Genomic DNA, 23,482 nt, shown 5'->3' with positions numbered 1-23,482 from the left:
CTAGCCCCGGCCCGACACCCGGCCCTACCGTGCTCGCATGTCGCCGAACCTGCCCGACGCCGTGCTGTGGTCGATACCCGCCTTCGTGCTGCTCACCGTCCTGGAGATGGTCAGCTGCCGGCTCCACCCCGAGGAGGGCGCCGCCGGGTACGAGGTCAAGGACTCCGCCACCAGCATCGGCATGGGCCTCGGCAGCATCGTCTTCGACCTGCTGTGGAAGATCCCGGCCCTGGCGCTGTTCACCGCCGTCCACGAGCTCACCCCGGCCCGCGTCCCGGTGGTCTGGTGGACGATCCCGCTGATGCTGCTCGCGCAGGACTTCCTCTACTACTGGTCCCACCGCGGCCACCACGTCGTCCGCATCCTGTGGGCCTGCCACGTCGTGCACCACTCCAGCCGCAAGTTCAACCTCACGACCGCGCTGCGCCAGCCGTGGACCTCGCTCACCGTCTGGCCGTTCTTCCTGCCGATGGTCGCCTGCGGGGTGCCCCCCGCCGCGGTCTTCTTCTGCTACTCCGCCAACCTCGTGTACCAGTTCTGGGTGCACACCGAGCGGATCGGCAAGCTGCCCCGGCCCGTCGAGTACGTCTTCAACACCCCCTCCCACCACCGGGTGCACCACGCCTCCCAGGGCGGCTACCTCGACCGGAACTTCGGCGGCATCCTCATCCTCTGGGACCGGATCTTCGGCTCCTTCACGGCAGAGGCCGAGCGGCCCGTCTACGGCCTGACCAAGAACATCGACACGTACAACCCGCTGCGCGTCGCCACCCACGAGTACGCCGCCATCGCCCGCGACCTGCGCCGCGCCCGGTCCTGGCGGGAGCGCGCGGGCCGGGTCCTGCGGGGTCCCGGCTGGCAGCCCGCGCCCGCGCCCCCGCCGCCGCCCGCCGGCCCCGCCGCCTCGCGGGAGCGCGTCGCGTGAGCCGCGAGCGCCTGGCCGGGCTCCTGGGGGCGGCGTTCGCCGCGGCCCTCGCCGCCGACCTCCTCGCCCTGCTCGCCGGCTCCGGCACGGGGCACCTGGTGGCCAAGCCGCTGCTGATGCCGCTCCTCGCGGCGTACGCGGCCGTGCGCGGCGCGCCGCGCGCCCTGGTCGCCGCCCTCCTCCTCGGCTGGGGCGGCGACGTGTTCCTGCTGTCCGGCGCCGACTGGGCGTTCCTCGTCGGCATGGGCTCCTTCGCCGCCGGGCACGTCTGCTACCTGCTGCTGTTCGGCCGCGTCCGCACGTCGCCGGTGCTCGGCGCCTGCTACGCCGCGGCCCTGGTCGCCGTCGTCGCCCTGCTGTGGCCCGACCTCCCCGCCGACCTGCGGATCCCGGTCACCGGGTACGCGCTGCTGCTGGCCGTGACGGCGTACCGCGCGAGCGGCCTCGGCCCGGTCGCGGGGGCGGGCGGCGCGCTGTTCCTGCTGTCCGACACGCTCATCGCGGCCGGCGTCGCCGGGTGGCCGCAGCCGCCCGTACCCGACTTCTGGATCATGCTCACGTACGGCGCGGCCCAGTACCTCCTGGTCACCGGGGTGCTCACGCCGTCCAGCGCGGGGCGTCCGCTCCCCACCGGCCCGGTGGCCGCGCCCAGTCCGCGGGCCCGCCCTCGTAGCTGACGGGGGAGAGGGCGTGGCGCAGCCGGCCCAGGGCGGTGTCCCGCTCCCGCAGCCAGGGCCCCGCCTCGTACGGGGGGCCGGCCGGCTCCCCGGCCGGGGGCTCGTGGTCCGTGCCGTGCAGCAGCCAGTGCGCCGTCTGCGCCAGCGACGCCTCCACCCGCCAGGTCCCGCCCTGGCGCCGGCGCTCCGTCAGGGCCCGGAGCACCGCGGCGGCCACCAGGTAGCCCGTGCCGTGGTCGAGGGCCTGCGCCGGCAGCGCCCCGGGCGCCTCCCCGTCGCCCTCCAGCAGGGCGATGCCCGTCGCCGCCTGGACCAGGCTGTCGAATCCGCGCCGCCCGCCCCAGGGCCCGTACGCGCCCCACGCCGACAGCCGCGCGACCACCAGGCCGGGGCGGCGCTCGGCCAGCGCCTCGGGGGCGAGCCCGAACCGGTCCAGCGCGCCCGGCCGGTAGCCGGTCACCACCACGTCGGCCGCCGCCAGCAGTTCGTCGAGGACCCGCCGGTCCGCGCCCCGCCCCAGGTCCAGGAGCGTCGACCGCTTGCCCAGGCCCGTGTCCTGGTGCGTCCCCGGGCTCTCCGGCAGCCCCGGCGCGTCCACCCGCAGGACGTCCGCGCCCAGCAGCGCCAGCGTCCGCGTCGCCACCGGCCCGGCCAGCACCCGCGTCAGGTCCAGCACCCGCGTCCCGGCGCACGGCGACGCCGCGCCGGCCGGCCGCCGTACCGGGGCGGGCGCCCCGGCCTGCCGCTCCAGCGCCACCAGGGGCCGCCGCGCCACCAGGGCGCCCTGCTCCCCGGCGGCCCACGTGGCGGCGTCCCGCACGGCGACGGCCAGGCCGCCGGCTTCGTACACGGCGTCCTCCACCTCCGCCGCGCGCCGCCCCGCCAGCGCCTCCGCCACCGCCTCGACGCGCGCGCCGGCCGGCAGCCCCAGCGCGGCCCACAACCGGTCCCGGTGGTGCGGGTAGTTGGCATGGGTGCGCACCCACCCGTCGGCGGTGCGCCAGAACCGGGACAGCGGCGCGAACCCGTCCCCGGCCCGCCCGTCCAGCCGTGTGAACCGTTCGCTGTGGAAGGCCGTCGCCACCGCGCCGTCATCCACCCGCACCCGCGGCACCGGCCCTCCCGAGCGGGCGGCCGCGAGCTCCGCGGCGGCCAGCGCGCACACCGAGACCGCGGCGCGCGCCGCCTCCGGCACCGGCAGCCGCGCGGGCAGCACGCCCGGCACACGGGTGTACGACACCCGCTCCAGCAGCCCCTGATCGGCACCGAGTGCCGCCCATGCCTGGAAAGTCGCCCTGTTCACCCCTCGATCATGGCACTGAGTGCCGAAGAGGGAAAGGTTCCGGACATGAAAGAGCCCGGGCGCGGCTCGCGCGCCCGGGCTCCCCCTCCCCGATCAGACGTGCGTCACCAGCGCACCGCGTCCAGCGCGTCGACCAGTCCGGTGCCGTAGAAGCCGTTGTGGCGCTTCCCGCCCTCACACACCGCGTCGACGGCGCCGTCGCCGTTGATGTCGTACGGGTTCGTGCAGGCCCTGTCGTCGGCCTGCGCGAACAGCAGCGCCTTCACCATCGCCGGGGTGGCGTGGGGGTGCTTCGACTTGATCAGCGCCACGACGCCCGCCGCGTGCGGGGACGCCATGGAGGTGCCGGCCTTGTAGTTGTAGCCGCCGTTGACCGTGGTCGACAGGATCCGGCCGTTGACGGCGGGAGCCTCCGGCGTCTGGTACTCGGTCCGGTCACCGCCCGGGGCGGCGATGTCCACGACACCCAGGCCGTAGTTCGAGTACGACGCCTTCAGGTCCTTCGCGCCGGTCGACGAGACGGTGACGACGCCGGGCAGCATCGTCGGGATGTCGGGGCACTCGCTCGGGTCGACGACGCGGTCGACCGGCGTGGTGTCGTTCGGGCTGGTGGTGTCCGTGATCTCGTCGGCCGCCAGGTCGTGGGCCGAGTTGCCGGCCGCGGCGACGTTGACCGTGCCCTTGCGCTCCGCGTACCGCGTGGCGCGCTGCAGCGCCTCGACGAGGGCGCCCTGGTCCGGGTCGTTCTTGCAGTTGTACAGCCACGGGTCGACGTAGTAGCTGTTGTTGGTCACCTCGACGCCGTGGTCGGCCGCCCACATGAAGCCGCAGACGACGGCCTCGGTGTAGAAGAACCCGTCGGGGTTCGACACCTTGATGCCGGAGACCTTCACGCCCGGCGCGACACCGGTGACGCCGACGCCGTTCTTCGCGGCGGCGATCGTCCCGGCGACGTGCGTGCCGTGGTCGCTCTCGCCCTGCGCGGGACGCCAGGAGCCCTCGGTGGTGTCGGCCTTGCCGGTCACGCAGTTCGCGGACGCGGCGCGGTCGAAGTTGGGCGCCAGGTCCGGGTGGGTGTCGTCGACACCCGTGTCGATCACCGCGACGGTGACCTTGCTGCTGCCGAGGGTGATGTCGTGCGCCTTGTCCGCCTTGATGGCGGGCAGGCTCCACTGCATCGGCTCCAGCGGGTCCTGGCCGTCCTCCGCCGCCTCGGCGGCGGCGCGGGCCTCGGCGGCGGTGAGCGGCTGGGAGGCCTCGTCGACCTCCGTGGTGGCCACCGGCGCCAGCGGCGCGGTGCGCGTCGAGCCCGCCGACTGCACGCCCTTGACGGCGCGGATCGTCTCCGCGAACGCCGGGTTCTTGGAGTGGACCACGATGACGCCTATCGCGTCGTACGAGGCCACCACCGTGCCGCCGGCCGCGGCTATCGCCTTGCGCACCTTGGCGGTGTGGCGACCGCCCTCGGTGTTCACCACGTACGAGAGGTTCGGGCCGTCCGAGGCGACGGCGGCCGGAACGTCCTCGGCGGGTGCGGCCGAGGCGGCGCCGACCGGCAGGAAGCCGAGCGAGGCCGTGAGCGCCAGACCGACGGGCAGAGCGAGTACGCGCCCGCGCCTGGTTCCCAGATGAGCCATGGGTTCTCCACATCATCCGTGACGTCCGCCCACATAAAGGTTGGGCGGGTACATGACGAGTGAAGCTATCGCTGATCATCCCCGGCCAGCAATGAGTTCGGCCAAGAAAACAGGCGGAAAGTAGACGTGTGGTGAACCGCGTCGTGTCGCACTCCGTGACGTTGTCAGGGGAGGGAGCCCCTACGGCTCCCCGGCACCCGTGAGGTGCGCCCCGCCCCTGTCCCAGCACCCGCGCAGCGAGGAGTTCCCGTGGCCACCGAAGCACCGCCGCCCCGAGGGGGCGCGGACACCGTTCCCGTCCAGCTCCCGACGGAGGCGTTCGTCCGGACCCAGCAGAGCGAGGAGTTCGGCGAACTGCGCCGGGCGCACCGCTCCTTCGCCTTCCCGCTCACCGTCGCCTTCATCGCCTGGTACCTGCTCTACGTCCTGCTCTCCAACTACGCGGGCGGCCTGATGGGCACCCGGGTGGTCGGGAACATCAACGTGGCGCTCGTGCTGGGCGTCGCCCAGTTCGTGACGACGTTCCTCATCGCCTGGTTCTACGCGCGGCACGCCGCCGAGAAGCTCGACCCCAGGGCCGAGGCCATCAAGACCCGCATGGAGAACGAACCGCGCCCGGAGGCCGACGCATGAGCACCCTCACCCTGGCCGCCGCCGGAGCCGCGAGCGAACACCGGCCGCTGATCATCACCCTCTTCGGCTGCTTCGTCGTCGCCACCCTCTTCATCACCGTCTGGGCCGGCCGGCAGACCAAGAGCGCCGCCGACTTCTACGCCGGCGGCCGGCAGTTCACCGGCTTCCAGAACGGCCTCGCGATCTCCGGCGACTACATGTCCGCCGCGTCGTTCCTCGGCATCGCCGGCGCCATCGCCCTCTTCGGCTACGACGGCTTCCTCTACTCCATCGGCTTCCTCGTCGCCTGGCTGGTCGCCCTGCTGCTCGTCGCCGAGCCGCTGCGCAACTCCGGCCGCTTCACGATGGGCGACGTCCTCGCGTACCGGATGCGCCAGCGGCCCGTCCGCACCGCGGCCGGCACCTCCACCATCGTCGTGTCGATCTTCTACCTGCTGGCGCAGATGGCCGGCGCGGGCGTCCTCGTCTCGCTGCTGCTGGGCATCACCAGCGACACCGGGAAGATCGCCATCGTGGCGCTGGTCGGCGTGCTGATGATCGTCTACGTGACCATCGGCGGGATGAAGGGCACCACCTGGGTGCAGATGGTCAAGGCCGTCCTGCTCATCGCGGGCACCCTGCTCATCACCTTCCTGGTGCTGCTGAAGTACGGCTTCAACGTCTCCGAACTGCTCGGCAGGGCCGCCGAGAACAGCGGCAAGGGCGCCGCCTTCCTGGAGCCCGGCCTCAAGTACGGCGCCACCGCCACCTCGAAGCTGGACTTCGTCTCGCTCGGCATCGCCCTGGTCCTCGGCACCGCCGGTCTGCCGCACATCCTCATCCGCTTCTACACCGTGCCCACCGCCAAGGCCGCCCGGAAGTCCGTCAACTGGGCCATCGGCATCATCGGCGCCTTCTACCTGATGACGATCGCGCTCGGCTTCGGCGCCGCCGCCATCGTCGGCCCGGCCGAGATCACCGCGTCGAACAAGGCCGGCAACACCGCCGCCCCGCTGCTCGCGCTGCACATCGGCGGGGCGGACTCCCCGGGCGGCGCGATCCTGCTCGCCGTGATCTCGGCGGTCGCCTTCGCGACGATCCTCGCCGTCGTCGCCGGGCTCACCCTCGCCTCGTCCTCGTCGTTCGCGCACGACATCTACGCCAACGTCATCCGCAGGGGCCAGGCGACCGAGCAGGAGGAGGTCCGCGCCGCCCGCTGGGCGACCGTCCTCATCGGCATCGTCTCCATCGCGCTCGGCGCGCTCGCCCGCGACCTCAACGTCGCCGGTCTCGTCGCCCTCGCGTTCGCGGTCGCCGCCTCGGCCAACCTGCCGACGATCCTCTACAGCCTGTTCTGGAAGCGCTTCACCACCCAGGGCGCCCTGTGGTCGATCTACGGCGGCCTGGCCACCTCCGTCGTCCTCGTGCTGTTCTCCCCGGTCGTCTCCGGCAAGGCCAGCTCGATGTTCCCGGACGTCGACTTCGCCTGGTTCCCGCTGGAGAACCCCGGCCTCGTCTCCATCCCGCTGGGCTTCCTGCTCGGCTGGCTCGGCTCCCTCCTGTCGAAGGAGCAGCCCGACCGAGGCAAGTACGCCGAGCTGGAGGTCAAGTCCCTCACCGGTGTCGGAGCGCACTGACCCGCGCACCCGGAGTCACCGCCGGCGGCCGTGTCGTAGGACCCTACGACACGGCCCCGCCACTTCCTGGGGCAAACGTCCCACGAGGCGGGGCGCGGGGTCGCGTAGGCTCGGAGGGAGACCGCATACGAACAGCAGGTCGAACCGGGAGGGCGTCCACCGTGCTCATCGACACCTACGGCCGCGTGGCCACCGACCTTCGGGTCTCGCTCACGGACCGGTGCAACCTGCGCTGCACGTACTGCATGCCCGAGGAGGGCCTGCAGTGGCTGGCCAAGCCGGACCTCCTCACGGACGACGAGATCGTCCGCCTCATCCGCGTGGCCGTCACCGAACTCGGCGTCACCGAGGTCCGCTTCACCGGCGGCGAGCCCCTGCTGCGCCCCGGCCTGGTCTCCATCGTCGAGCGGTGCGCCGCCCTGGAGCCCCGCCCCAGGATGTCGCTGACCACCAACGGCATCGGCCTCAAGCGCACCGCCGCCGCCCTCAAGGCCGTCGGCCTCGACCGCGTCAACGTCTCCCTGGACACGCTGCGCCCCGACGTCTTCAAGGCCCTCACCCGCCGCGACCGCCACCACGACGTCTTGGACGGCCTGGCCGCCGCCCGCGACGCCGGCCTCACCCCCGTCAAGGTCAACACGGTGCTCATGCCGGGGCTCAACGACGACGAGGCCCCCGACCTGCTCGCCTGGGCCGTCGCCCACGACTACGAGCTGCGCTTCATCGAGCAGATGCCCCTCGACGCCCAGCACGGCTGGAAGCGCGACGGCATGATCACCGCCGGGGACATCCTCGCCTCCCTGCGGACCCGCTTCACGCTCACCCCGGAAGCGGACGGGGAGCGCGGCTCCGCACCGGCCGAGCGGTGGGTCGTCGACGGCGGACCGCACCGCGTCGGCGTGATCGCCTCCGTCACCCGCCCGTTCTGCCGCGCCTGCGACCGCACCCGGCTCACCGCCGACGGCCAGGTCCGCACCTGCCTCTTCGCCCGCGAGGAGACCGACCTGCGCGCCGCGCTGCGCTCCGGGGCGCCGGACGGCGAGATCGCCCGCCTCTGGCGGCAGGCGATGTGGGGCAAGAAGGCCGGTTCCGGCCTGGACGACCCGGAGTTCCTCCAGCCCGACCGCCCGATGTCAGCGATCGGCGGCTGACCCCGGCCCCGACGGGGCCTCCCACTCGGCCAGCGCCACCACGTCCTTCAGGAAGCCGCGCACCCCGAGGAACTGCGACAGGTGCTCCCGGTGCTCCTCGCACGCCAGCCACGTCTTGCGGCGCTCGGGGGTGTGCAGCTTCGGGTTGTTCCACGCCAGCACCCACACGGCGGCGGTCCGGCAGCCCTTGGCGGAACAGATCGGGTGGTTCTCGTCGCTCACAGCACACGTCCCAACAACCGCGTACGGACAAAGGCGACGCCGGGCAGCCACGGGGGGAGCTGCCCGGCGTCGGTCCGTCGCTCCGACGGGGGATGCGGAGCGCCTACGCAGTATGTCACGCACAACCCAATGAGGTGCACCGGAACTTCACTATTGATCTGAGCTTTTCTTGAGCTTTGCGAGCCGCCCGCACCGTGCCGCGCCGCCGCGGCCCCGGGCCGGCTCACCCCCGCCCGGGCCCCGCCCCGCCGCCCCGCCGCCCCTCCGCGGCTTCCGCGGCGTCCTCCGCCTGCGGTTCCGTCCGGGGCTCCGCCGCCTCCAGCACCGGGCGCGCCACCGGGGGCGCCGACACGAACGTGGACGGCAGCTTCGGTGCCGTCTCGCGCCCGGCGTTCGCGATGACCACCGAGACGTACGGCAGGACGGCGCCGAGCACCAGAGCCACGATCGCCACGTGCCGCTCGACGTTCCACAGCGACGCCGCCGCGATCACCGACAGCGTGCGGACCGACATCGAGATCACGTACCGCCGCTGCCGGCCGCGGACGTCGTCCGCCAGTCCCTGCCGGGCACCCGTGATCGTGAAGACCTGGGCGCCGCCGTGCTTCCGCATCGCGTTCCACCACCGACCCTGCGCGCCGGTCGCTCCCTGGACCGGACCTCCTTCCACGGTACGCCCGCCGCCTGCCGCCGCGGCCCCCGGCCCCGTCCGTACTCGTCATACCGATGTCGTATGGGCGTCTCCGACATGCGCCGTACGCGCTGTGGGCCGAAACTGTCAGGGACTGCTCACGTCGATCCGTTCCGAGGAGGCAGCCATGGGCTGGTTGTGGGCGATTATCGTGGGATTCGTGCTGGGCCTGCTGGCCAAGGCCATCATTCCGGGCAAACAGCACAGCCCACTCTGGCTGATCACCATCTTCGGCATCATCGGCGGCATCGCCGGCAACGCCCTGGCCCGAGCGTTCGGGATCGAGGCGACCCCCGGCATCGACTGGGGGCGGCACGCCCTCCAGGTCGTCGCCGCGGTGGTCGTCGTCGGACTCGGCGACATGCTGTACATGGCCATGCGCGGCAGTCGCCAGCGCGCCTGATCGGCCGGGGCGCCCGCCCCCGGGGCCGGGGCGGCCCGACGGGCACCGAAACGAACGGGGGCGGCCCGGGAACCCGAAGGCTCCCGGGCCGCCCGTCCGGCGCGGCTCCCGGCCGGCTCAGCCGGCCTTGACCTCGACCGCCGCCAGGTTCTTCTTGCCCCGGCGCAGCACGAGCCAGCGCCCGTGCAGCAGGTCACCGGCGGACACCGCGGCGTCCTCGGCGGTCACCTTCACGTTGTTCACGTAGGCGCCGCCCTCCTTCACCGTGCGCCGCGCCGCCGACTTGCTCGGCGCGAGCCCGACCTCGGCGAGCAGGTCCACCACCAGGCCCGGCTCCGCGACCTCGGCCCTCGGCAGCTCCGACAGGGCCGCCGCCAGCGTCGCCTCGTCCAGCTCCGCCAGCTCGCCCTGGCCGAACAGCGCCTTCGACGCGGCGATCACGGCGGCGCACTGCTCCGCGCCGTGCACCAGCGTCGTCAGCTCCTCGGCCAGCGCGCGCTGCGCCGTACGGGCCTGCGGACGCTCCTCGGTGACCTTCTCCAGCTCCTCCAGCTCCGCGCGGCTCCTGAAGCTGAGGATCCGCATGTACCGCGAGATGTCCCGGTCGTCCACGTTCAGCCAGAACTGGTAGAACGCGTACGGCGTGGTCATCTCCGGGTCCAGCCAGACGGCGCCGCCCTCGGTCTTGCCGAACTTGGTGCCGTCCGCCTTCGTCATCAGCGGCGTCGCCAGCGCGTGGGCCTGCGCGTCCGGCTCCAGGCGGTGGATCAGGTCGAGCCCGGCCGTGAGGTTGCCCCACTGGTCGCTGCCGCCCTGCTGGAGGACGCAGCCGTACCGCCGGTACAGCTCCAGGAAGTCCATGCCCTGGAGCAGCTGGTACGAGAACTCGGTGTAGCTGATGCCCTGCTCGGACTCCAGGCGCCGGGCCACCGAGTCCTTGGTCAGCATCTTGTTGACCCGGAAGTGCTTGCCGATGTCCCGCAGGAACTCGATGGCGGACATCCCGCCCGTCCAGTCGAGGTTGTTGACCATCGCGGCCGCGTTGTCGCCCTCGAAGACCAGGAACGGCTCGATCTGCGAGCGCACCCGCTCCACCCACGCCGCGACCGTCTCCGGGGAGTTCAGCGTGCGCTCGGCGGTCGGCTTGGGGTCGCCGATCTGCCCCGTCGCCCCGCCCACCAGCGCCAGCGGGCGGTGGCCCGCCAGCTGGAGCCGGCGCATGGTGAGCACCTGCACCAGGTGTCCCACGTGCAGGCTGGGGGCGGTCGGGTCGAAGCCGCAATAGAACGTGACCGGACCGTCCGCGAGAGCCTTGCGCAGTGCCGCCTCATCGGTGGACTGGGCGAACAGCCCGCGCCACTTGAGCTCGTCGACGATGTCCGTCACGGTTCCCTGGCCTCCTCGATACGTGTGTGTCAGCCCCGCCAGTCTATGGGGGTCACACGCCCTGGCTGACCGAACTCATGTGGAAGTCCGGCACCCGCAGCGGCGGCATCGCGGCCCGGGTGAACCAGTCGCCCCACTCCCGCGGCAGCGTCCGCTCCGTCCGCCCCGCCTCGGCCGCCCGCCCGAGCAGGTCCACCGGCGACTCGTTGAACCGGAAGTTGTTCACCTCGGCGACCACCTCCCCGTCCTCGACCAGGTACACGCCGTCCCTGGTCAGACCGGTCAGCAGCAGCGTCGCCGGGTCGACCTCGCGGATGTACCACAGGCAGGTCAGCAGCAGCCCCCGCCCGGTCGCGGCCACCATCTCCTCCAGCGACCGGCCGCCCCCGCCCTCCAGGACCAGGTTGCCCGCCCCCGGCGCCACCGGCGATCCGGTCAGCGCCGCGCTGTGCCGGGTCGTGACCAGCCGCTCCAGCCGGCCCTCCCGGATCCAGTCGACCGGCTCCAGCGGCAGCCCGTTGTCGAACACCGACGCGTCGTCGCCCGACGCGTGCGCGATCACGAACGGCGCCGACTCCAGGCCCGGCTCCGCCGGGTCGCTGCGCAGCGTCAGCGGCAGCGTCGCCAGCCGCTCCCCGACCCGGGTGCCGCCGCCCGGCCGGGAGAACACCGTCCGGCCCTCCGCCGCGTCCCGGGCCGCCGCCGACCACTGCTGGTAGATCAGCAGGTCCGCCACCGCGGTCGGCGGCAGCAGCGTCTCGTACCGCCCCGCCGGCAGCTCCACCCGGCGCCGCGCCCAGTCCAGCCGCCGTGCCAGGTCCTCGTCCATCGCCAGCGGGTCCACGTCCGCGAAGTCCCGCGTGGCCCGTCCGGCCCACGCCGAACGCGACCGGTCCGGCGACTTCGCGTTCAGCTCCAGCGTCCCGTTCGGCTGGTCGTGCCGCAGCCGCAGCCCCGTCGACGTGCCCAGGTACGTGGAGGTCAGCTCGTGGCTGGCGAACCCGTACAGCTCGCGCCCCCCGGCCCGGGCCCGGCCGAAGGCCTCGCCCAGCGCCGGCGCGAAGTCCCCGAACACCGCCGACGACGTCTCGGCCGGCACGTCCCGGAAGTCCGGCGACTCCGGGGCCCCGGCGACCAGCGGCTGCGCGTCCTCGGCGGGGCCCGCCGCGCGCGCCGCCGCCTCCGCCGCCCGCACCAGCGGCTCCAGCTCGTCGGCGGTCACCGCCGACCGGGACACCACGCCCGACGCCGTGCCCTGCGCCCCGTCGACCGTCGCGACGACCGTGAGCGTGCGGCCCCGGGTGACGCCGTTGGTGGTCAGGGCGTTCCCGGCCCAGCGCAGGTTCGCGGAGGAGTGCTCGTCGGCGAGGACGACGCACCCGTCGGCACGGGACAGCTCCAGCGCCCGCTCGACGATCTCGTACGGCTTGCTCACGCGACTCATCGGCCCGCCTCCTGCGCCGTGTCGAGACTGTGCTGGCCCGGGGGGCGACCCCCGGACCCCCGGCAGATGGTGTTCCGCCCGTTCATCGACCCGCCTCCTGCGCCGTGTTGAGGATGTTCACGCCCCGGAACAGGGCGGACGGGCAGCCGTGCGAGACCGCCGCGATCTGGCCCGGCTGGGCCTTGCCGCAGTTGAAGGCGCCGCCCAGGACGTACGTCTGCGGCCCGCCGACCTTCTCCAGCGACCCCCAGAAGTCCGTCGTCGTCGCCTGGTACGCCACGTCCCGCAGCTGGCCGGCCAGCCGGCCGTTCTCGATGCGGAAGAACCGCTGGCCCGTGAACTGGAAGTTGTACCGCTGCATGTCGATCGACCACGATCGGTCGCCGACCACGTAGACGCCCCGCTCGACGCCGCCGATCAGGTCCTCCGTCGACAGCCCGCCCGGCTCCGGCAGCAGCGACACGTTCGCCATCCGCTGCACCGGCACGTGCGACGGCGAGTCCGCGAACGCGCACCCGTTGGACCGGCCCAGGCCCGTCAGCCGCGCGATCCGCCGGTCCAGCTGGTAGCCGACCAGCACCCCGTCCCTGACCAGGTCCCACGACTGCGCCTCGACGCCCTCGTCGTCGTACCCGATCGTCGCCAGCCCGTGCTCGGCCGTGCGGTCGCCCGTCACGTTCATCACCGGCGAGCCGTACCGCAGCGTGCCCAACTGGTCGAAGGTCGCGAACGAGGTGCCCGCGTACGCCGCCTCGTACCCCAGCGCCCGGTCCAGCTCGGTGGCGTGCCCGACCGACTCGTGGATCGTCAGCCACAGGTTCGACGGGTCGACGACCAGGTCGTACGTCCCCGCCTCCACGCTCGGCGCCCGCATCTTCTCGGCCAGCAGCGCCGGGATCTCCTCCAGCTCCGCGTCCCAGTCCCAGCCGGTGCCCGTCAGGTACTCCCAGCCGCGCCCGGCCGGGGGCGCCAGCGTCCGCATCGAGTCGAACTCGCCGCTCGTCGCGTCCACCGCGACCGCCGTCAGCTGCGGGTGCAGTCGCACCCGCTGCTGCGTGGTGACCGTCCCCGCCGTGTCGGCGTAGAACTTGTTCTCGTGGACGGTCAGCAGCGACGCGTCCGCGTGCGCCACGCCCTTCGCGCGCAGCAGCCGCGCGCTCCACTCCGCGAGCAGCGCGGCCTTGTCGGCGTCCGGCACGGAGAACGGGTCGACCTCGTACGACGAGACCCACGTCCGCTCCGCGTGCACCGGCTCGTCCGCGAGTTCCACCCTCTCCTCGCTCCCGGCGGCCGCGATCACCCGCGCCGACAGCTTCGCCATGGCCACCGCCTGGGAGGCGACCTTCGCGGCGGCGTCCATGGAGAGGTCGACGCCCGAGGCGAAGCCCCACGCCCCGCCGTGCACCACCCGCACCGCGTACCCGAGGTCCGTCGTGTCCGACGACCCGGCCGGCTTCGCGTCCCGCAGCCGCCAGGAGGCGCTGCGCACCCGCTCGAACCGGAAGTCGGCGTGCTCGGCGCCGAGCGCCCTGGCCCGCGCGAGCGCCGCGTCCGCGAGCGCCCGCAGGGGCAGGGCGAGGAACGCCTCATCGATGTCATGGGCCACAGGTGGAAATCCCTTCTGCCGCTTGTCGGTGACGACCGTCCCGGGCAGTGAACCACGTCCGGCCCGCGGGGCTCCCGTGGAACCGCCCCGACGAGCGCCAGGAGCTGATCGATGCCGCTCGGCGCCCGCGCTTCCCCGCCCTTGACGGGCCGCACACCCACCGGGGCCGCCGGGGACGACGCGCGGCTCGACGTGCTCGGCCTGTTCGGCGAGGACGAGCAGGAGGGGGACGGGCGGGCGCAGACCGGTGGGCGGGTACGGGAACAGCTCCCGTACCCGCCCACCGGCGTCACGTGCGACGCGACTCAGCCGTCCAGGGACGCCCCGGCAGCGAGGGCGGCGAACGCCGCCCAGGCAGCCGGCGTGACGACGAGCGGGCGGACGCGCTTGTCCTTGGAGTCGCGGATGTGGACCGCCTCGGGGCGCACGGCGACCTCGACGCAGTTGTCACCCTCGCCCCCGCTGTAGCTGCTCTTGAACCAGCGCAGCTGATCAGTGGTGCTCATAGTGCTCCTCGCATCTGTTCCAGCAGGCTCACGGTAGCCCGGCAGTCCAGGGCCTGGGCACGCAGTTTCCCATAGCGCTGGAGGAGGACACTCAGGTCGTTCGGGGCGGTGATCAGGTTGCTTGATCGCTGCCCCTCGGTGTAGCCGATCCACTGGTGAGTCGGCGTCTCGGCCAGGTACATCTGTCCCTCGACGCCACAGTGTTCTTCTTGCCGGAGCGGCATGACCTGGATCTCCACGTTGTGCCGCTGTCCCACGAGGAGAAGGTGGTCGATGACTTCGTTGGCGACGCCGGCTCCCCCGACGCACCGCTCCAGGATGCCTTGCTCGATGACGAAGCTGAAGGCCGTGTTCGGCCGCGAGGCCAGAAGCTCCTGCCGCTCCAGCCTCGCGCATACCTGCCGCTCGATCTGCTCCTGTGAGAGTGGCGGCAGATTGCGCTCGAACACCGCCCGCGCGTAACCCTCCGGCTGCAACAACCCCGGGACCGCCCGGCACTCGTACGCGTACAGGGAGATCGCCTCCTCCTCGATCCCCGCCCACTGACGGAACCACGACGCCAGCCCGGCCCTCCGCGTCAGGCTCTTCGCCGCAGCCGTGAGGACCTTGACCGCGGCCGGGCCCAGGACGCCCTCCGCCCGCGCGGGCAGGTCCGCCGGGGGGAACCGCTTCCCCTGCTCGATCTTGGCGACGTACGCGGCCGAGTACCGCACCCGCAACGCGAACTCCTCCTGCGTCAGGCCGGACTCCTCGCGCAGGGCCTTGAGGACTGCGCCGAAGGTCTTCAGGCCGTCGGAGAGTTCCGCCCCCGTGCCGTTCGCGCCGCCGTTGCCGCCTCCGCCGTGGTCCGCCCTCATCGCCGCGTGCCTCCCGTGTCCGCGCTTTCACGCCGTGCTCAACCCCGCCCGACCCGCCCATGGTCACGGGGAGTTACCCACCCGGTCCAGAGTGTGCACCGGTACAGCCGTGCTTGTACGGGTGTCGTCCCTGTCGGGGGCCGGAAGGGGCGCCGGAGCGTGGGCGCACGCCGACGCCCCGGGCCCGGGAGGCCGTGACCGTAAGTGTGTTCGCCCGGCGCTTCTCCGCCACCGGCACCGGAGCTTCTTCCTCGACACCGTCGGCCGGCACGCGCTCAAGCCGGACCTGGTGCACCACCTGCCGACGCCACGGGACGGTGTGCTCCGCCAGGCCATGGTCCCCGCCTCCGGCATCGGCGCCCTCGCCGAGTCGGTCGACACCGCGCGCGGCACGGGGGTGGGTGGAAACGCCCATGGCGGCCAGGTGTAGGTGCTATCAGGATTGTCTACGCACAATCTTCCTGCTGTGAGGGGAGCGCGGTATGAGCACCATTTCCGTCCGCGAGTTCTCGTACGACCCCAGCGCGGTCTTCGCCCGCGTCGAGAAGGGCGAGGCCATCCAGGTCACCCGGCACGGCAACGTCATCGCGATACTGTCACCGGCCGGCAGCCCCATGGAGCGGTACGCGCACCTGGTGGCGCAGGGGAAGATCAAGCTGAAGCCGGTCACCGCCGCCGACCGCCACAGCATGCCGCACTACGAGGTGCCGGAAGACGTCGACCCCGTGGCGCTCCTGCTGGCCGAGCGCGAAGAGGACGACCGTTGATCTACATGGACACGTCCGCGCTGGTCACGTGGATGACGCGGCGCAGTCACTGGCGCGCTGGACGCCTTCCTCCAGGAACGGGCCACGGAGCCGCTCGCCACCGGCACGCTCGGCTTCGTGGAGACCGTACGAACCCTGGACCTCGTGGGGCACTTCCCGAAAGCCATGGAGGACCTGGACGCCCGGATCACCGAGATCCTCCTCACCCGGGAGGTGCGCGACGCGGCGGCCCTCCTGGTCGGGCGCCTGAGGACGTTGGACGCGATTCACGTGGCCGGCGCGCTCTCCCCGCGGGACGACCTGACCGCCCTGGTGACCTACGACCGCAGGATGCCGGAGACCGCCCGCGCCGAGGGACTGCCGGCCGACGCGCCCGGCATGTCGGACTGACCCGGGGGCCGGACTGTAGGAACCCGACAGGCGGCCCCGAGAGCCACTGTCGGTGCCCCGATGTCCCGCCGCGGACGCGGACCGATAGGTTTTCGGGTGAGCCGCCCGTCACCGCCCCTGTCATCCGGGCGTTCGGGCGGGGAAAGAACCGCTATCGAAAGGGTGATCCGATGAGCCGCTCGGTTCTCGTCACCGGAGGCAACCGGGGCATCGGCCTCGCCATCGCCCGCGCTTTCGCCGACGCCGGCGACAAGGTCGCTTTCACGTACCGGTCCGGCGAGCCGCCCGCCGAGCTGGTCGAGCTCGGCTGCCTGGCCGTCCGGTGCGACATCACCGACTCCGAGCAGGTGGAGACCGCCTACAAGGAGATCGAGGAGAGGCACGGCCCGGTGGAGGTCCTGGTCGCCAACGCCGGCGTCACCAGGGACCAGCTGCTCATGCGGATGTCCGAGGAGGACTTCACCTCCGTCCTGGACACCAACCTGACCGGCACGTTCCGCGTCGTCAAGCGGGCCAACCGGGGCATGCTGCGGGCCAAGAAGGGCCGCGTCGTCCTCATCTCGTCCGTCGTCGGCCTGCTCGGCTCGGCGGGCCAGGCGAACTACGCCGCCTCGAAGGCCGGCCTCGTCGGCTTCGCCCGCTCGCTCGCCCGGGAGCTCGGCTCCCGCAACATCACCTTCAACGTCGTCGCACCCGGTTTCGTCGACACCGACATGACCAAGGTGCTCACCGACGAGCAGCGCGCCGGCATCGTCTCGCAGGTGCCGCTGGGCCGCTACGCGCAGCCGGAGGAGATCGCGGCCGCGGTGCGCTTCCTGGCGTCGGACGACGCCTCGTACATCACTGGAGCCGTCATCCCGGTTGACGGCGGATTGGGCATGGGTCACTGAGTCACATGAGCGGAATTCTCGACGGCAAGCGCGTCCTCATCACCGGTGTGCTGATGGAGTCCTCCATCGCGTTCCACACCGCGAAGGTGGCCCAGGAGCAGGGCGCCGAGGTCATCCTGACCGCGTTCCCGCGGCCCACCCTGACCGAGCGCATCGCCAAGAAGCTCCCGAAGCCGGCCAAGGTCATCGAGCTCGACGTCACCAACGACGAGCACCTGGCCCGGGTCGAGGGCGTCGTCCGCGAGGAGCTCGGCGGCCTCGACGGCGTCGTGCACTCCATCGGTTTCGCCCCGCAGGACGCGCTCGGCGGCAACTTCCTCAACACGCCGTTCGAGTCGGTATCCACGGCGATGCACGTCTCGGCGTTCTCGCTGAAGTCGCTGACCATGGCCTGCCTGCCCCTGATGGAGGACGGCGGGTCGGTGGTCGGCCTGACCTTCGACGCGCAGTTCGCCTGGCCGCAGTACGACTGGATGGGCCCCGCCAAGGCCGCCCTGGAGGCCACCAGCCGCTACCTGGCGCGCGACCTCGGCAAGCAGAACGTCCGCTGCAACCTGATCTCCGCCGGCCCGATCGGCTCGATGGCCGCCAAGTCCATCCCGGGCTTCGGCGAGCTGGCCAAGGTCTGGGACGAGCGCTCCCCGCTCGCCTGGGACATGTCGGACCCGGAGCCGGCCGGCCGCGGCGTCGTCGCCCTGCTGTCGGACTTCTTCCCGAAGACCACCGGCGAGATCGTCCACGTCGACGGCGGCGTCCACATCATGGGTGCCTGACTCCCCGTACCCACCCCGTCCGACCCGGCGTCCCGCCGTCGAGGCCGCGCGACCGTCACCCGATCGGCGCGCGGCCTCGCCGTGTCTGCGGCAGACTGGTCGAGCCGGGTGGCCGCCGCCTCCCGGCGCCCGGGGAGGAGGTGTAGCCGTGGTGATCCGACACCACCGGACGGCGGCGCGGACCGCCGTCTCGGTCCTCGCCCCCGTCCTGCTCGCGGGCTTCGCCGTGCCGGCGGGCCCCGCCGCGGCGGACGGCCCGCGGGAGCGCGCGGGCGCGTCGTGCCGGACCGAGGTCGAGGGCTCCCGCGTCACCGCGTACTGCCACAACCCCTATCCCCGCACCGATCGCGTGCGGCTGCACGTCGAGTGCGCCCGCTGGTGGGACGTCGACGCCGACAGCGCGCCGGCCGAGGTGCCGGCCACCGCCTACGTCGAGCTGACCGCGCGGTGCTGGAAGGAGGTCCGGGCCGCCTGGATCAGCCACGATCCCCTTCCGGGCCCGGGCTCCTGAGGCACATGAACGGATAGCCCGCCGCCTCCCGCGCCGCCGTCTCGGCGTCGCCCGCGCGGATCGCCTCCACCAGCCGCCCGTGGTCCATGTGGTGCTCCGGGCGCAGCTCCTGGCCCACGTCGTCGCGGAGCCAGGCGCGCATCAGGTGCCCGAGGTCGGCGTACAGCTCGGTCAGCACGTCGTTGTGCGAGGCCGCGACCACCGCGAGGTGGAACGTCGCGTCCGCCGCCACGAACAGGTCGGCGTCGCCCGTCCCCCACGCCTCCTCGCGCCGCGCGAGCAGCACCTCCAGCTGCCGCAGGTCCCGCTCGGTGCGGCGCCCGGCGGCCAGCCGCGCCGCCGACGACTCCAGCGTGGAGCGCAGCTCGGCGACGTGCCGGGGGTCGGCGTCAGCGAAGCGGCGGTGCATCACCCCGGCCAGCTCGCTCGTCGCGACGACGTACGTGCCGGAGCCCTGGCGGATGTCCAGCAGGCCGTTGTGCGCGAGCGCCCGCACCGCCTCGCGGACGGTGTTGCGGGCGACGCCCAGCTGCTCCACCAGCTCCGGCTCGGTGGGGATGCGCGAGCCGACCGGCCACTCACCGGAGGTGATCTGGTTGCGCAGCTGCGCGATCACCTGGTCGGAGAGCGCGGACCGGCGGGGCGAGCTGAGCGCCATGGTTCTTCCTCGTCTCGGGTTCGGGACTGGTTCGACGGAAGTTCGTTCACGATTGGACAACCAATCATCCCATGATTCTATGATGGGCGTATGTCCGACGAGCCGCAGACCCCGACGCGCAGTCCCGTACGCACCGCCCCCCGCCCGGCGGACCCGCCGCCCCGGACCGCGCCGGCCGCCGCGGCGGCGTCCTCCGGCACCTGGCTCACCCGCCTCCTCGTCGTCGGTCTCGTCCTCGCCGCGCTCAACCTCCGCCCGGCCATCACCAGCCTCGGCGCGCTCCTGGAGGAGGTCCGCACCGGCCTCCACATGAGCGGCGGCGTCGCGGGCCTCCTCACCTCGGTGCCGCCGCTGTGCTTCGCCGTCTTCGGCGTCGCCGCGCCGCGCCTCGCCCGCCGCTTCGGCGGGGCCGCGGTGGTCTGCGCGGGCATGGTGGCGATCGCCGTCGGCGTGGCCGTCCGCCCCTTCGCGGGCGGCACGCCGGGCTTCCTCGCCGCGAGCGCCCTCGCCCTGATGGGCATCGCCCTCAGCAACGTGCTGATGCCCGTCATCGTCAAGCGCTACTTCCCCGACCGCGTCGGCACGATGACCGGCCTGTACTCGATGGCCCTGGCCCTGGGCACCTCCCTCGCGGCGGCCGTCACCGTCCCGCTCACCGCCGCCCTGGGCGGCGGCTGGCGCGCCGGCCTGGGCGTGTGGGCGGCCCTGGCCGTCCTCGCGGTCCTGCCCTGGATCCCGGTGGTACGGGACCGCCGCGCGTCCGCGGCCGCCGCCCCCGCCGCGAGCCCCGCCCCCGCCGCGGACGCCGCCCCGCCGGCCGGGCCGCGCGTGGCCCGGAGCCGTACGGCCTGGGCGCTCGCCTGCTTCTTCGGCCTCCAGGCCACCGGCGCGTACATCACCATGGGCTGGCTCCCGCAGATCTTCCGCGACGCGGGCGTCCCCGCCGGGACCGCGGGCGTCCTGCTGGCCGTCACCATGGTCATGGGCGTCCCCCTCGCCTTCGTCATCCCGCGCGTCGCCGGCCGGATGCGGCAGCAGGGCCCGATCGTGGTCGCCCTCGGCCTGTCCGGGCTCGCCGGGTACGCCGGGCTGCTCACCGCGCCGGCCGCCGGCGCCTGGCTCTGGGCGGTCCTGCTCGGCATCTCCAACTGCGCCTTCCCGCTCGCCCTCACCATGATCGGCATGCGGGCCCGGACGGGCACCGGTGTCGTGCGGCTCTCCGCCTTCGCCCAGTGCGCCGGCTACCTCCTCTCGGTCCCCGGGCCGATCCTCGTCGGCGCCCTGTACCAGCACAGCGGCGGCTGGACCGCACCCCTCGCCCTGATGGCGGCCCTGATCGTCCCCCAGATGGCGGCCGGGGTGCTGGCCGGACGGGACCGGACGATCGAGGACGAGGCCTGAGATGCGAGACTGGCCCCATGCCTGTGCTCGACCCGAACCCCCAGAACGGCCAGAAGAAGCTGCTCGCCGTCTTCGGCGCCATGCTCGCGATCGGCGTGGTGATCGGAATCCTCGCCTCGATCGCCTCCCCCTGACCGCCCGCGCCTCCCTCCCGGCCCCGGCCTGACCCGTCCGGACCCGGGGCCGCCCCGTCCCCTAGGTCGTGTCTTCAAAGTCCCGTCTGCCTGCCGACGCCTGGCACGCCCTCCCCCGAGCTCTCGGCTGCGCTCGAGCAGGGGGGACCCCCAGCCGCGTTGTCGTCGGTCGCCAATGCTCCGCAGTGGCTCCCTCCTCCGCCTTGCGATCGCACGCACCAGACGCCGCCCGCCCCGCCCTACGGGCGAACGACGCCACTTCGAAGACACTCCCTAGGGGCGGCTGTCGGGGTCGCGTGGGTGGATCACCGGAGGGGCGCGCCGCCACCACTTCGTAGCGTGGGGCCCACCACGGACCCGCGACGACGAGGGAGGCGGCCATGCCGGCCCGTACACCCACCCGGACCCACGCCACCGGCGGCGGTGCGGCCGCGGGCACCGGCGGGGTGCGCGCCCGGCTGCCCTGGTGGGCCGTCGCCCCGCCCGTCGCCGCCTTCACCGCCCTGTTCCTGCTCCTGACGGCGCCGGGGCAGGCCCCAGGGGCGGGCGCCGAGCCCGCCGTGGGCCGGATCGTCGACCAGCTCCGGCACACCCTCACGCCCTAGGGACCCCCGCTCACCCGTGCAGGTCCAACGCGTCAACGCCCTGCGCCACAGGGTCCGTTTCGTGCGAAGCTGGGGACATGAGCGTCGATACACCTCGCAGGATCGTGCTACTGCGGCACGCGAAGGCCGAGTGGTCCCAGGACTCCGACCACGAGCGTCCGCTCGCCGACCGCGGCCGCCAGGAGGCGCCCCTCGCCGGGCGCCGGCTCGCCGGCGTCGGCATCACCCCCGACCTGACCCTGTGCTCGACCGCCGTGCGGACCCGCGAGACGTGGAAGCTGGTGGTCTCCGAGCTGCCCCAGCGGCCCAGGACCCTCTACGACGAGCGCATCTACGAAGCGTCCCTCGGCGAACTGATCGCGGTGCTCAACGAGACCCCCGAGGAGGTGAGGGACCTCCTCCTCGTCGGGCACAACCCCGGTGTCCACGCCCTCGCCGACGCCCTCGCGGGCGAGGCCGACGGCGACATCCTGACCAGGATGAACCGCAGCGGGTTCCCGACCTCCGCCCTCGCCGTCCTCACCTTCGACGGCGCGTGGAAGTCCGTGGAGCACGGCGTCGGCAGGCTCGTCGACTTCTGGGCGCCCCACGCGTGACGCGCGCCCGCACGGCGGAAGGACGGCGGCCCGGACACCCACGCGGTGTCCGGGCCGCCGTCGTCCCCGCGGGGCCGCGCGTCACGCGGGCCCGGCGTCCGCCGTCTCCACCTCTTCGCGGGTGATGCCCAGCAGGTACAGCACGGTGTCCAGGAACGGCACGTTGACCGCGGTGTCGGCGGCCCTGCGGACCACCGGCTTGGCGTTGAAGGCCACGCCGAGACCGGCCGCGTTCAGCATGTCCAGGTCGTTCGCGCCGTCGCCGACCGCCACGGTCTGGGCGAGCGGCACGCCCGCCTCCTCCGCGAACCGGCGCAGCAGCCGCGCCTTCCCGGCCCGGTCCACGATCTCGCCGGTCACCCGGCCGGTCAGCCTGCCGTCGACGATCTCCAGCGTGTTGGCGGACGCGAAGTCCAGGCCGAGCCGCGTCTTCAGGTCGTCCGTGACCTGGGTGAACCCGCCGGACACGACGCCGACCTGGTAGCCGAGTCGTTTCAGCGTACGGATCAGGGTGCGGGCGCCGGGCGTCAGCCGCACCTCGGACCGCACCTTGTCCACGACCGACTCGTCCAGGCCCTCCAGCAGCGCCACGCGCGCGTGCAGCGACTGCTCGAAGTCCAGCTCACCGCGCATCGCAGCGGCGGTGATCTCCGCGACCGCCCCCTCGCACCCCGCGTGGGCGGCGAACAGCTCGATGACCTCGTCCTGGATCAGCGTCGAGTCGACGTCCATCACCACCAGCCGCTGCGCCCGCCGGTGCAGCCCGGCCGACACGACGGCCACGTCCACGCCCAGCTCGTGCCCCTCGGTGGCGAGCGCGGTGCGCAGCGGCTCGGTCTCCACGCCGGAGACGGCGAACTCCACGGCGGTCACCGGGTACTTGGCCAGCCGGAAGATGCGGTCGATGTTGCCGCCGGTGCGGGTGATCGTGGCCGCTATGGCCGCCGAGTTCTCCGCGGTCAGCGGGTTGCCGAGGACGGTCACGTGGGAACGCCCGTGCCCGCGGGGCCGGTTGTCGCCGGTACCGGAGATGATCTCCGCCTGGAGCTTCAGCGACTCGGCCCAGCTGTGGACGGTGGCCCGCAGTTCCCCCTCCGTCCCGGCGGTCGGCTCGGTGACGAGCGCGCACAGGACGATACGGCCGCGGGTGACGACCTGCTCGATGTCGACGACGTCGACGGAGAACGCGGCAAGGGTGTCGAACAGCCCGGCGGTGATCCCGGGACGGTCCTTCCCGAAGATCTTCACGAGAAGGGTGGGAACGTCTGAGGTCTGTGATGCGCTCATGGTCCCTCCACCGTATCCGGCCCGTCGGATGCCCACCGCCCCCGTCCCGTCCAGCGGACACCCCGCCCGGAGCGCGGGGCCGGGGCGGCGCGGAACCCGCCCCTCTCCCACCCGGACGCGGCGGGGGGCCGTTCGGGTTCCCCGCCCGGCGCCCCTCGGCGGCGGCACGGCGGGGCCCGCGCGCGTGTCAGGAACGCCGGGCCGTGCCGGGGCTTACCGCCGCGCCGGCCGCCGTCCCTTCGGGGCGGCGGGATGCCCGGGTAGGGGCCCGGGCGTCCCATTCGCCGACCGGGCCGGCCGCCGTTCCCCCGGGGCGCCCGGGGTCTTCACACCGCCCGACTTTCGGATCGGGGACCGGGCCTGAAATAGTTCCTCCTCGATGTTCGCCATCCCTAGACTCCCAGCGACGGGGG

General features: G+C 73.2%; 27 protein-coding genes. 16 read left to right on the top strand and 11 right to left on the bottom strand.

Features of this window, described 5'->3' with window-relative positions:
- Positions 1–37 precede the first annotated feature (37 nt).
- Together IE106_RS24140 and IE106_RS24135 are read left to right on the top strand one after the other, a co-directional pair.
- On the top strand, positions 38–925 hold the full coding sequence (locus IE106_RS24140) for a sterol desaturase family protein (protein WP_189537301.1): 888 nt from the start codon (positions 38–40) through the stop codon (positions 923–925).
- Positions 922–1,602 carry a lysoplasmalogenase gene (locus IE106_RS24135; RefSeq protein WP_229840735.1) on the top strand — a complete coding sequence of 227 codons (681 nt, stop codon included), beginning with the start codon at positions 922–924 and terminating at the stop codon, positions 1,600–1,602. Before IE106_RS24140 ends, IE106_RS24135 begins: the two co-directional genes overlap by 4 nt.
- On the opposite strand, the gene IE106_RS24130 is transcribed toward IE106_RS24135, so the two are convergent.
- Both IE106_RS24130 and IE106_RS24125 read right to left on the bottom strand, forming a co-directional pair.
- Positions 1,523–2,905 (bottom strand): CoA transferase, encoded by a 1,383-nt coding sequence (locus IE106_RS24130; protein ID WP_229840733.1) that lies wholly within the window; start codon positions 2,903–2,905, stop codon positions 1,523–1,525. The two genes, IE106_RS24135 and IE106_RS24130, sit on opposite strands and share 80 nt — an antisense overlap.
- A 104-nt stretch (positions 2,906–3,009) precedes the next feature.
- Positions 3,010–4,542 carry a S8 family peptidase gene (locus IE106_RS24125; protein ID WP_189537300.1) on the bottom strand — a complete coding sequence of 511 codons (1,533 nt, stop codon included), beginning with the start codon at positions 4,540–4,542 and terminating at the stop codon, positions 3,010–3,012.
- A gap of 249 nt (positions 4,543–4,791) precedes the next feature.
- Here IE106_RS24125 and IE106_RS24120 point away from each other — a divergent pair, with 249 nt between their 5' ends.
- The 3 genes from IE106_RS24120 (at position 4,792) to moaA (ending at position 7,942) form a co-directional block, all read left to right on the top strand.
- Positions 4,792–5,175, top strand: a complete 384-nt coding sequence (locus IE106_RS24120; RefSeq protein ID WP_189537299.1) for a DUF485 domain-containing protein — start codon at positions 4,792–4,794, stop codon at positions 5,173–5,175.
- Entirely contained in the window at positions 5,172–6,791 is a 1,620-nt protein-coding gene (locus IE106_RS24115) for a monocarboxylic acid transporter (protein WP_189537298.1), read from the top strand. The genes IE106_RS24120 and IE106_RS24115 overlap by 4 nt, the downstream gene beginning before the upstream one ends.
- A 161-nt stretch (positions 6,792–6,952) precedes the next feature.
- On the top strand, positions 6,953–7,942 hold the full coding sequence (gene moaA, locus IE106_RS24110; protein WP_229840732.1) for a GTP 3',8-cyclase MoaA: 990 nt from the start codon (positions 6,953–6,955) through the stop codon (positions 7,940–7,942).
- On the opposite strand, the gene IE106_RS24105 is transcribed toward moaA, so the two are convergent.
- Both IE106_RS24105 and IE106_RS24100 read right to left on the bottom strand, forming a co-directional pair.
- Positions 7,925–8,164: a hypothetical protein gene (locus IE106_RS24105; RefSeq protein WP_189537297.1), complete on the bottom strand. Its 240-nt coding sequence runs from the start codon at positions 8,162–8,164 to the stop codon at positions 7,925–7,927. The genes moaA and IE106_RS24105 overlap by 18 nt on opposite strands.
- A 223-nt stretch (positions 8,165–8,387) precedes the next feature.
- Positions 8,388–8,777 (bottom strand): DUF3099 domain-containing protein, encoded by a 390-nt coding sequence (locus tag IE106_RS24100; protein ID WP_189537296.1) that lies wholly within the window; start codon positions 8,775–8,777, stop codon positions 8,388–8,390.
- A 205-nt stretch (positions 8,778–8,982) separates the two neighbouring features.
- Between IE106_RS24100 and IE106_RS24095 the strand changes: the two genes are divergently transcribed.
- On the top strand, positions 8,983–9,258 hold the full coding sequence (locus IE106_RS24095) for a GlsB/YeaQ/YmgE family stress response membrane protein (RefSeq protein ID WP_189537295.1): 276 nt from the start codon (positions 8,983–8,985) through the stop codon (positions 9,256–9,258).
- Positions 9,259–9,375: 117 nt separating this feature from the next.
- On the opposite strand, the gene tyrS is transcribed toward IE106_RS24095, so the two are convergent.
- The 5 genes from tyrS to IE106_RS24070 form a co-directional block, all read right to left on the bottom strand.
- Complete coding sequence (tyrS, locus tag IE106_RS24090) at positions 9,376–10,644, bottom strand: tyrosine--tRNA ligase (protein ID WP_189537294.1); 1,269 nt, start codon at positions 10,642–10,644, stop codon at positions 9,376–9,378.
- Between the two features lie 52 nt (positions 10,645–10,696).
- The gene (locus IE106_RS24085) at positions 10,697–12,088 is read right to left on the bottom strand and encodes a metallopeptidase TldD-related protein (RefSeq protein ID WP_189537293.1); all 1,392 of its coding nucleotides are present in this window, start codon (positions 12,086–12,088) and stop codon (positions 10,697–10,699) included.
- Positions 12,089–12,170: 82 nt separating this feature from the next.
- Positions 12,171–13,694, bottom strand: a complete 1,524-nt coding sequence (locus tag IE106_RS24080; protein ID WP_189537292.1) for a TldD/PmbA family protein — start codon at positions 13,692–13,694, stop codon at positions 12,171–12,173.
- Positions 13,695–13,999: 305 nt separating this feature from the next.
- Positions 14,000–14,200 carry a DUF397 domain-containing protein gene (locus IE106_RS24075; protein ID WP_189537291.1) on the bottom strand — a complete coding sequence of 67 codons (201 nt, stop codon included), beginning with the start codon at positions 14,198–14,200 and terminating at the stop codon, positions 14,000–14,002.
- Entirely contained in the window at positions 14,197–15,057 is an 861-nt protein-coding gene (locus IE106_RS24070; protein ID WP_189537290.1) for a helix-turn-helix domain-containing protein, read from the bottom strand. The genes IE106_RS24075 and IE106_RS24070 overlap by 4 nt, the downstream gene beginning before the upstream one ends.
- Before the next feature lie 289 nt (positions 15,058–15,346).
- Between IE106_RS24070 and IE106_RS24065 the strand changes: the two genes are divergently transcribed.
- The 6 genes from IE106_RS24065 to IE106_RS24040 all read left to right on the top strand — a co-directional run bounded on the left by IE106_RS24065 (position 15,347) and on the right by IE106_RS24040 (position 18,388).
- Positions 15,347–15,487, top strand: a complete 141-nt coding sequence (locus tag IE106_RS24065; protein WP_189537289.1) for a hypothetical protein — start codon at positions 15,347–15,349, stop codon at positions 15,485–15,487.
- A gap of 52 nt (positions 15,488–15,539) precedes the next feature.
- A complete protein-coding gene (locus tag IE106_RS24060) occupies positions 15,540–15,824 on the top strand; it encodes a type II toxin-antitoxin system Phd/YefM family antitoxin (protein WP_189537288.1) in 285 nt (94 codons plus the stop codon).
- A 117-nt stretch (positions 15,825–15,941) separates the two neighbouring features.
- Positions 15,942–16,214, top strand: coding sequence for a PIN domain-containing protein (locus tag IE106_RS24055; protein WP_229840731.1), 273 nt, complete (start codon positions 15,942–15,944; stop codon positions 16,212–16,214).
- 170 nt (positions 16,215–16,384) lie between these two features.
- Complete coding sequence (gene fabG / locus IE106_RS24050) at positions 16,385–17,104, top strand: 3-oxoacyl-[acyl-carrier-protein] reductase (RefSeq protein WP_189537287.1); 720 nt, start codon at positions 16,385–16,387, stop codon at positions 17,102–17,104.
- A gap of 5 nt (positions 17,105–17,109) precedes the next feature.
- Entirely contained in the window at positions 17,110–17,877 is a 768-nt protein-coding gene (gene fabI / locus IE106_RS24045; RefSeq protein WP_189537286.1) for an enoyl-ACP reductase FabI, read from the top strand.
- A gap of 148 nt (positions 17,878–18,025) precedes the next feature.
- Positions 18,026–18,388 (top strand): hypothetical protein, encoded by a 363-nt coding sequence (locus IE106_RS24040; RefSeq protein ID WP_189537285.1) that lies wholly within the window; start codon positions 18,026–18,028, stop codon positions 18,386–18,388.
- Here the strand turns inward: IE106_RS24040 and IE106_RS24035 are convergent.
- A complete protein-coding gene (locus IE106_RS24035) occupies positions 18,354–19,046 on the bottom strand; it encodes a FadR/GntR family transcriptional regulator (RefSeq protein WP_189537284.1) in 693 nt (230 codons plus the stop codon). The genes IE106_RS24040 and IE106_RS24035 overlap by 35 nt on opposite strands.
- Positions 19,047–19,136: 90 nt before the next feature.
- Here IE106_RS24035 and IE106_RS24030 point away from each other — a divergent pair, with 90 nt between their 5' ends.
- From IE106_RS24030 to IE106_RS24020, 4 genes are all read left to right on the top strand, one after another.
- Positions 19,137–20,447 carry a CynX/NimT family MFS transporter gene (locus IE106_RS24030; protein ID WP_189537283.1) on the top strand — a complete coding sequence of 437 codons (1,311 nt, stop codon included), beginning with the start codon at positions 19,137–19,139 and terminating at the stop codon, positions 20,445–20,447.
- 17 nt (positions 20,448–20,464) lie between these two features.
- Positions 20,465–20,581, top strand: coding sequence for an SGM_5486 family transporter-associated protein (locus IE106_RS30760; RefSeq protein WP_268255324.1), 117 nt, complete (start codon positions 20,465–20,467; stop codon positions 20,579–20,581).
- Between the two features lie 380 nt (positions 20,582–20,961).
- Positions 20,962–21,186, top strand: a complete 225-nt coding sequence (locus IE106_RS24025) for a hypothetical protein (RefSeq protein WP_189537497.1) — start codon at positions 20,962–20,964, stop codon at positions 21,184–21,186.
- Between the two features lie 77 nt (positions 21,187–21,263).
- Positions 21,264–21,782: a SixA phosphatase family protein gene (locus IE106_RS24020; protein WP_189537282.1), complete on the top strand. Its 519-nt coding sequence runs from the start codon at positions 21,264–21,266 to the stop codon at positions 21,780–21,782.
- Positions 21,783–21,863: 81 nt separating this feature from the next.
- On the opposite strand, the gene serB is transcribed toward IE106_RS24020, so the two are convergent.
- Positions 21,864–23,069, bottom strand: coding sequence for a phosphoserine phosphatase SerB (gene serB, locus IE106_RS24015; protein WP_189537281.1), 1,206 nt, complete (start codon positions 23,067–23,069; stop codon positions 21,864–21,866).
- Positions 23,070–23,482: the final 413 nt, after the last annotated feature.

The sequence above is a fragment of the Streptomyces roseolilacinus genome (genome assembly GCF_014649335.1).
Taxonomy (GTDB): Bacteria; Actinomycetota; Actinomycetes; order Streptomycetales; family Streptomycetaceae; genus Streptomyces; species Streptomyces roseolilacinus.
The sequence above is the reverse complement of the archived record's forward strand: the minus strand, read 5'-3'. Positions and strand labels throughout refer to the sequence as shown.

What these genes read in the sequence shown, in the direction of transcription:
- IE106_RS24140 (WP_189537301.1), top strand. Translation starts at nt 38, where the DNA reads ATGTCGCCGAACCTGCCCGACGCCGTGCTGTGGTCGATACCCGCCTTC.
- IE106_RS24125 (WP_189537300.1), bottom strand. Translation starts at nt 4,542, where the DNA reads ATGGCTCATCTGGGAACCAGGCGCGGGCGCGTACTCGCTCTGCCCGTC.
- IE106_RS24115 (WP_189537298.1), top strand. Translation starts at nt 5,172, where the DNA reads ATGAGCACCCTCACCCTGGCCGCCGCCGGAGCCGCGAGCGAACACCGG.
- IE106_RS24100 (WP_189537296.1), bottom strand. Translation starts at nt 8,777, where the DNA reads ATGCGGAAGCACGGCGGCGCCCAGGTCTTCACGATCACGGGTGCCCGG.
- IE106_RS24095 (WP_189537295.1), top strand. Translation starts at nt 8,983, where the DNA reads ATGGGCTGGTTGTGGGCGATTATCGTGGGATTCGTGCTGGGCCTGCTG.
- IE106_RS24085 (WP_189537293.1), bottom strand. Translation starts at nt 12,088, where the DNA reads ATGAGTCGCGTGAGCAAGCCGTACGAGATCGTCGAGCGGGCGCTGGAG.
- IE106_RS24075 (WP_189537291.1), bottom strand. Translation starts at nt 14,200, where the DNA reads ATGAGCACCACTGATCAGCTGCGCTGGTTCAAGAGCAGCTACAGCGGG.
- IE106_RS24070 (WP_189537290.1), bottom strand. Translation starts at nt 15,057, where the DNA reads ATGAGGGCGGACCACGGCGGAGGCGGCAACGGCGGCGCGAACGGCACG.
- IE106_RS24060 (WP_189537288.1), top strand. Translation starts at nt 15,540, where the DNA reads ATGAGCACCATTTCCGTCCGCGAGTTCTCGTACGACCCCAGCGCGGTC.
- fabG (WP_189537287.1), top strand. Translation starts at nt 16,385, where the DNA reads ATGAGCCGCTCGGTTCTCGTCACCGGAGGCAACCGGGGCATCGGCCTC.
- fabI (WP_189537286.1), top strand. Translation starts at nt 17,110, where the DNA reads ATGAGCGGAATTCTCGACGGCAAGCGCGTCCTCATCACCGGTGTGCTG.
- IE106_RS24035 (WP_189537284.1), bottom strand. Translation starts at nt 19,046, where the DNA reads ATGGCGCTCAGCTCGCCCCGCCGGTCCGCGCTCTCCGACCAGGTGATC.
- IE106_RS24030 (WP_189537283.1), top strand. Translation starts at nt 19,137, where the DNA reads ATGTCCGACGAGCCGCAGACCCCGACGCGCAGTCCCGTACGCACCGCC.
- IE106_RS30760 (WP_268255324.1), top strand. Translation starts at nt 20,465, where the DNA reads ATGCCTGTGCTCGACCCGAACCCCCAGAACGGCCAGAAGAAGCTGCTC.
- IE106_RS24025 (WP_189537497.1), top strand. Translation starts at nt 20,962, where the DNA reads ATGCCGGCCCGTACACCCACCCGGACCCACGCCACCGGCGGCGGTGCG.
- IE106_RS24020 (WP_189537282.1), top strand. Translation starts at nt 21,264, where the DNA reads ATGAGCGTCGATACACCTCGCAGGATCGTGCTACTGCGGCACGCGAAG.
- serB (WP_189537281.1), bottom strand. Translation starts at nt 23,069, where the DNA reads ATGAGCGCATCACAGACCTCAGACGTTCCCACCCTTCTCGTGAAGATC.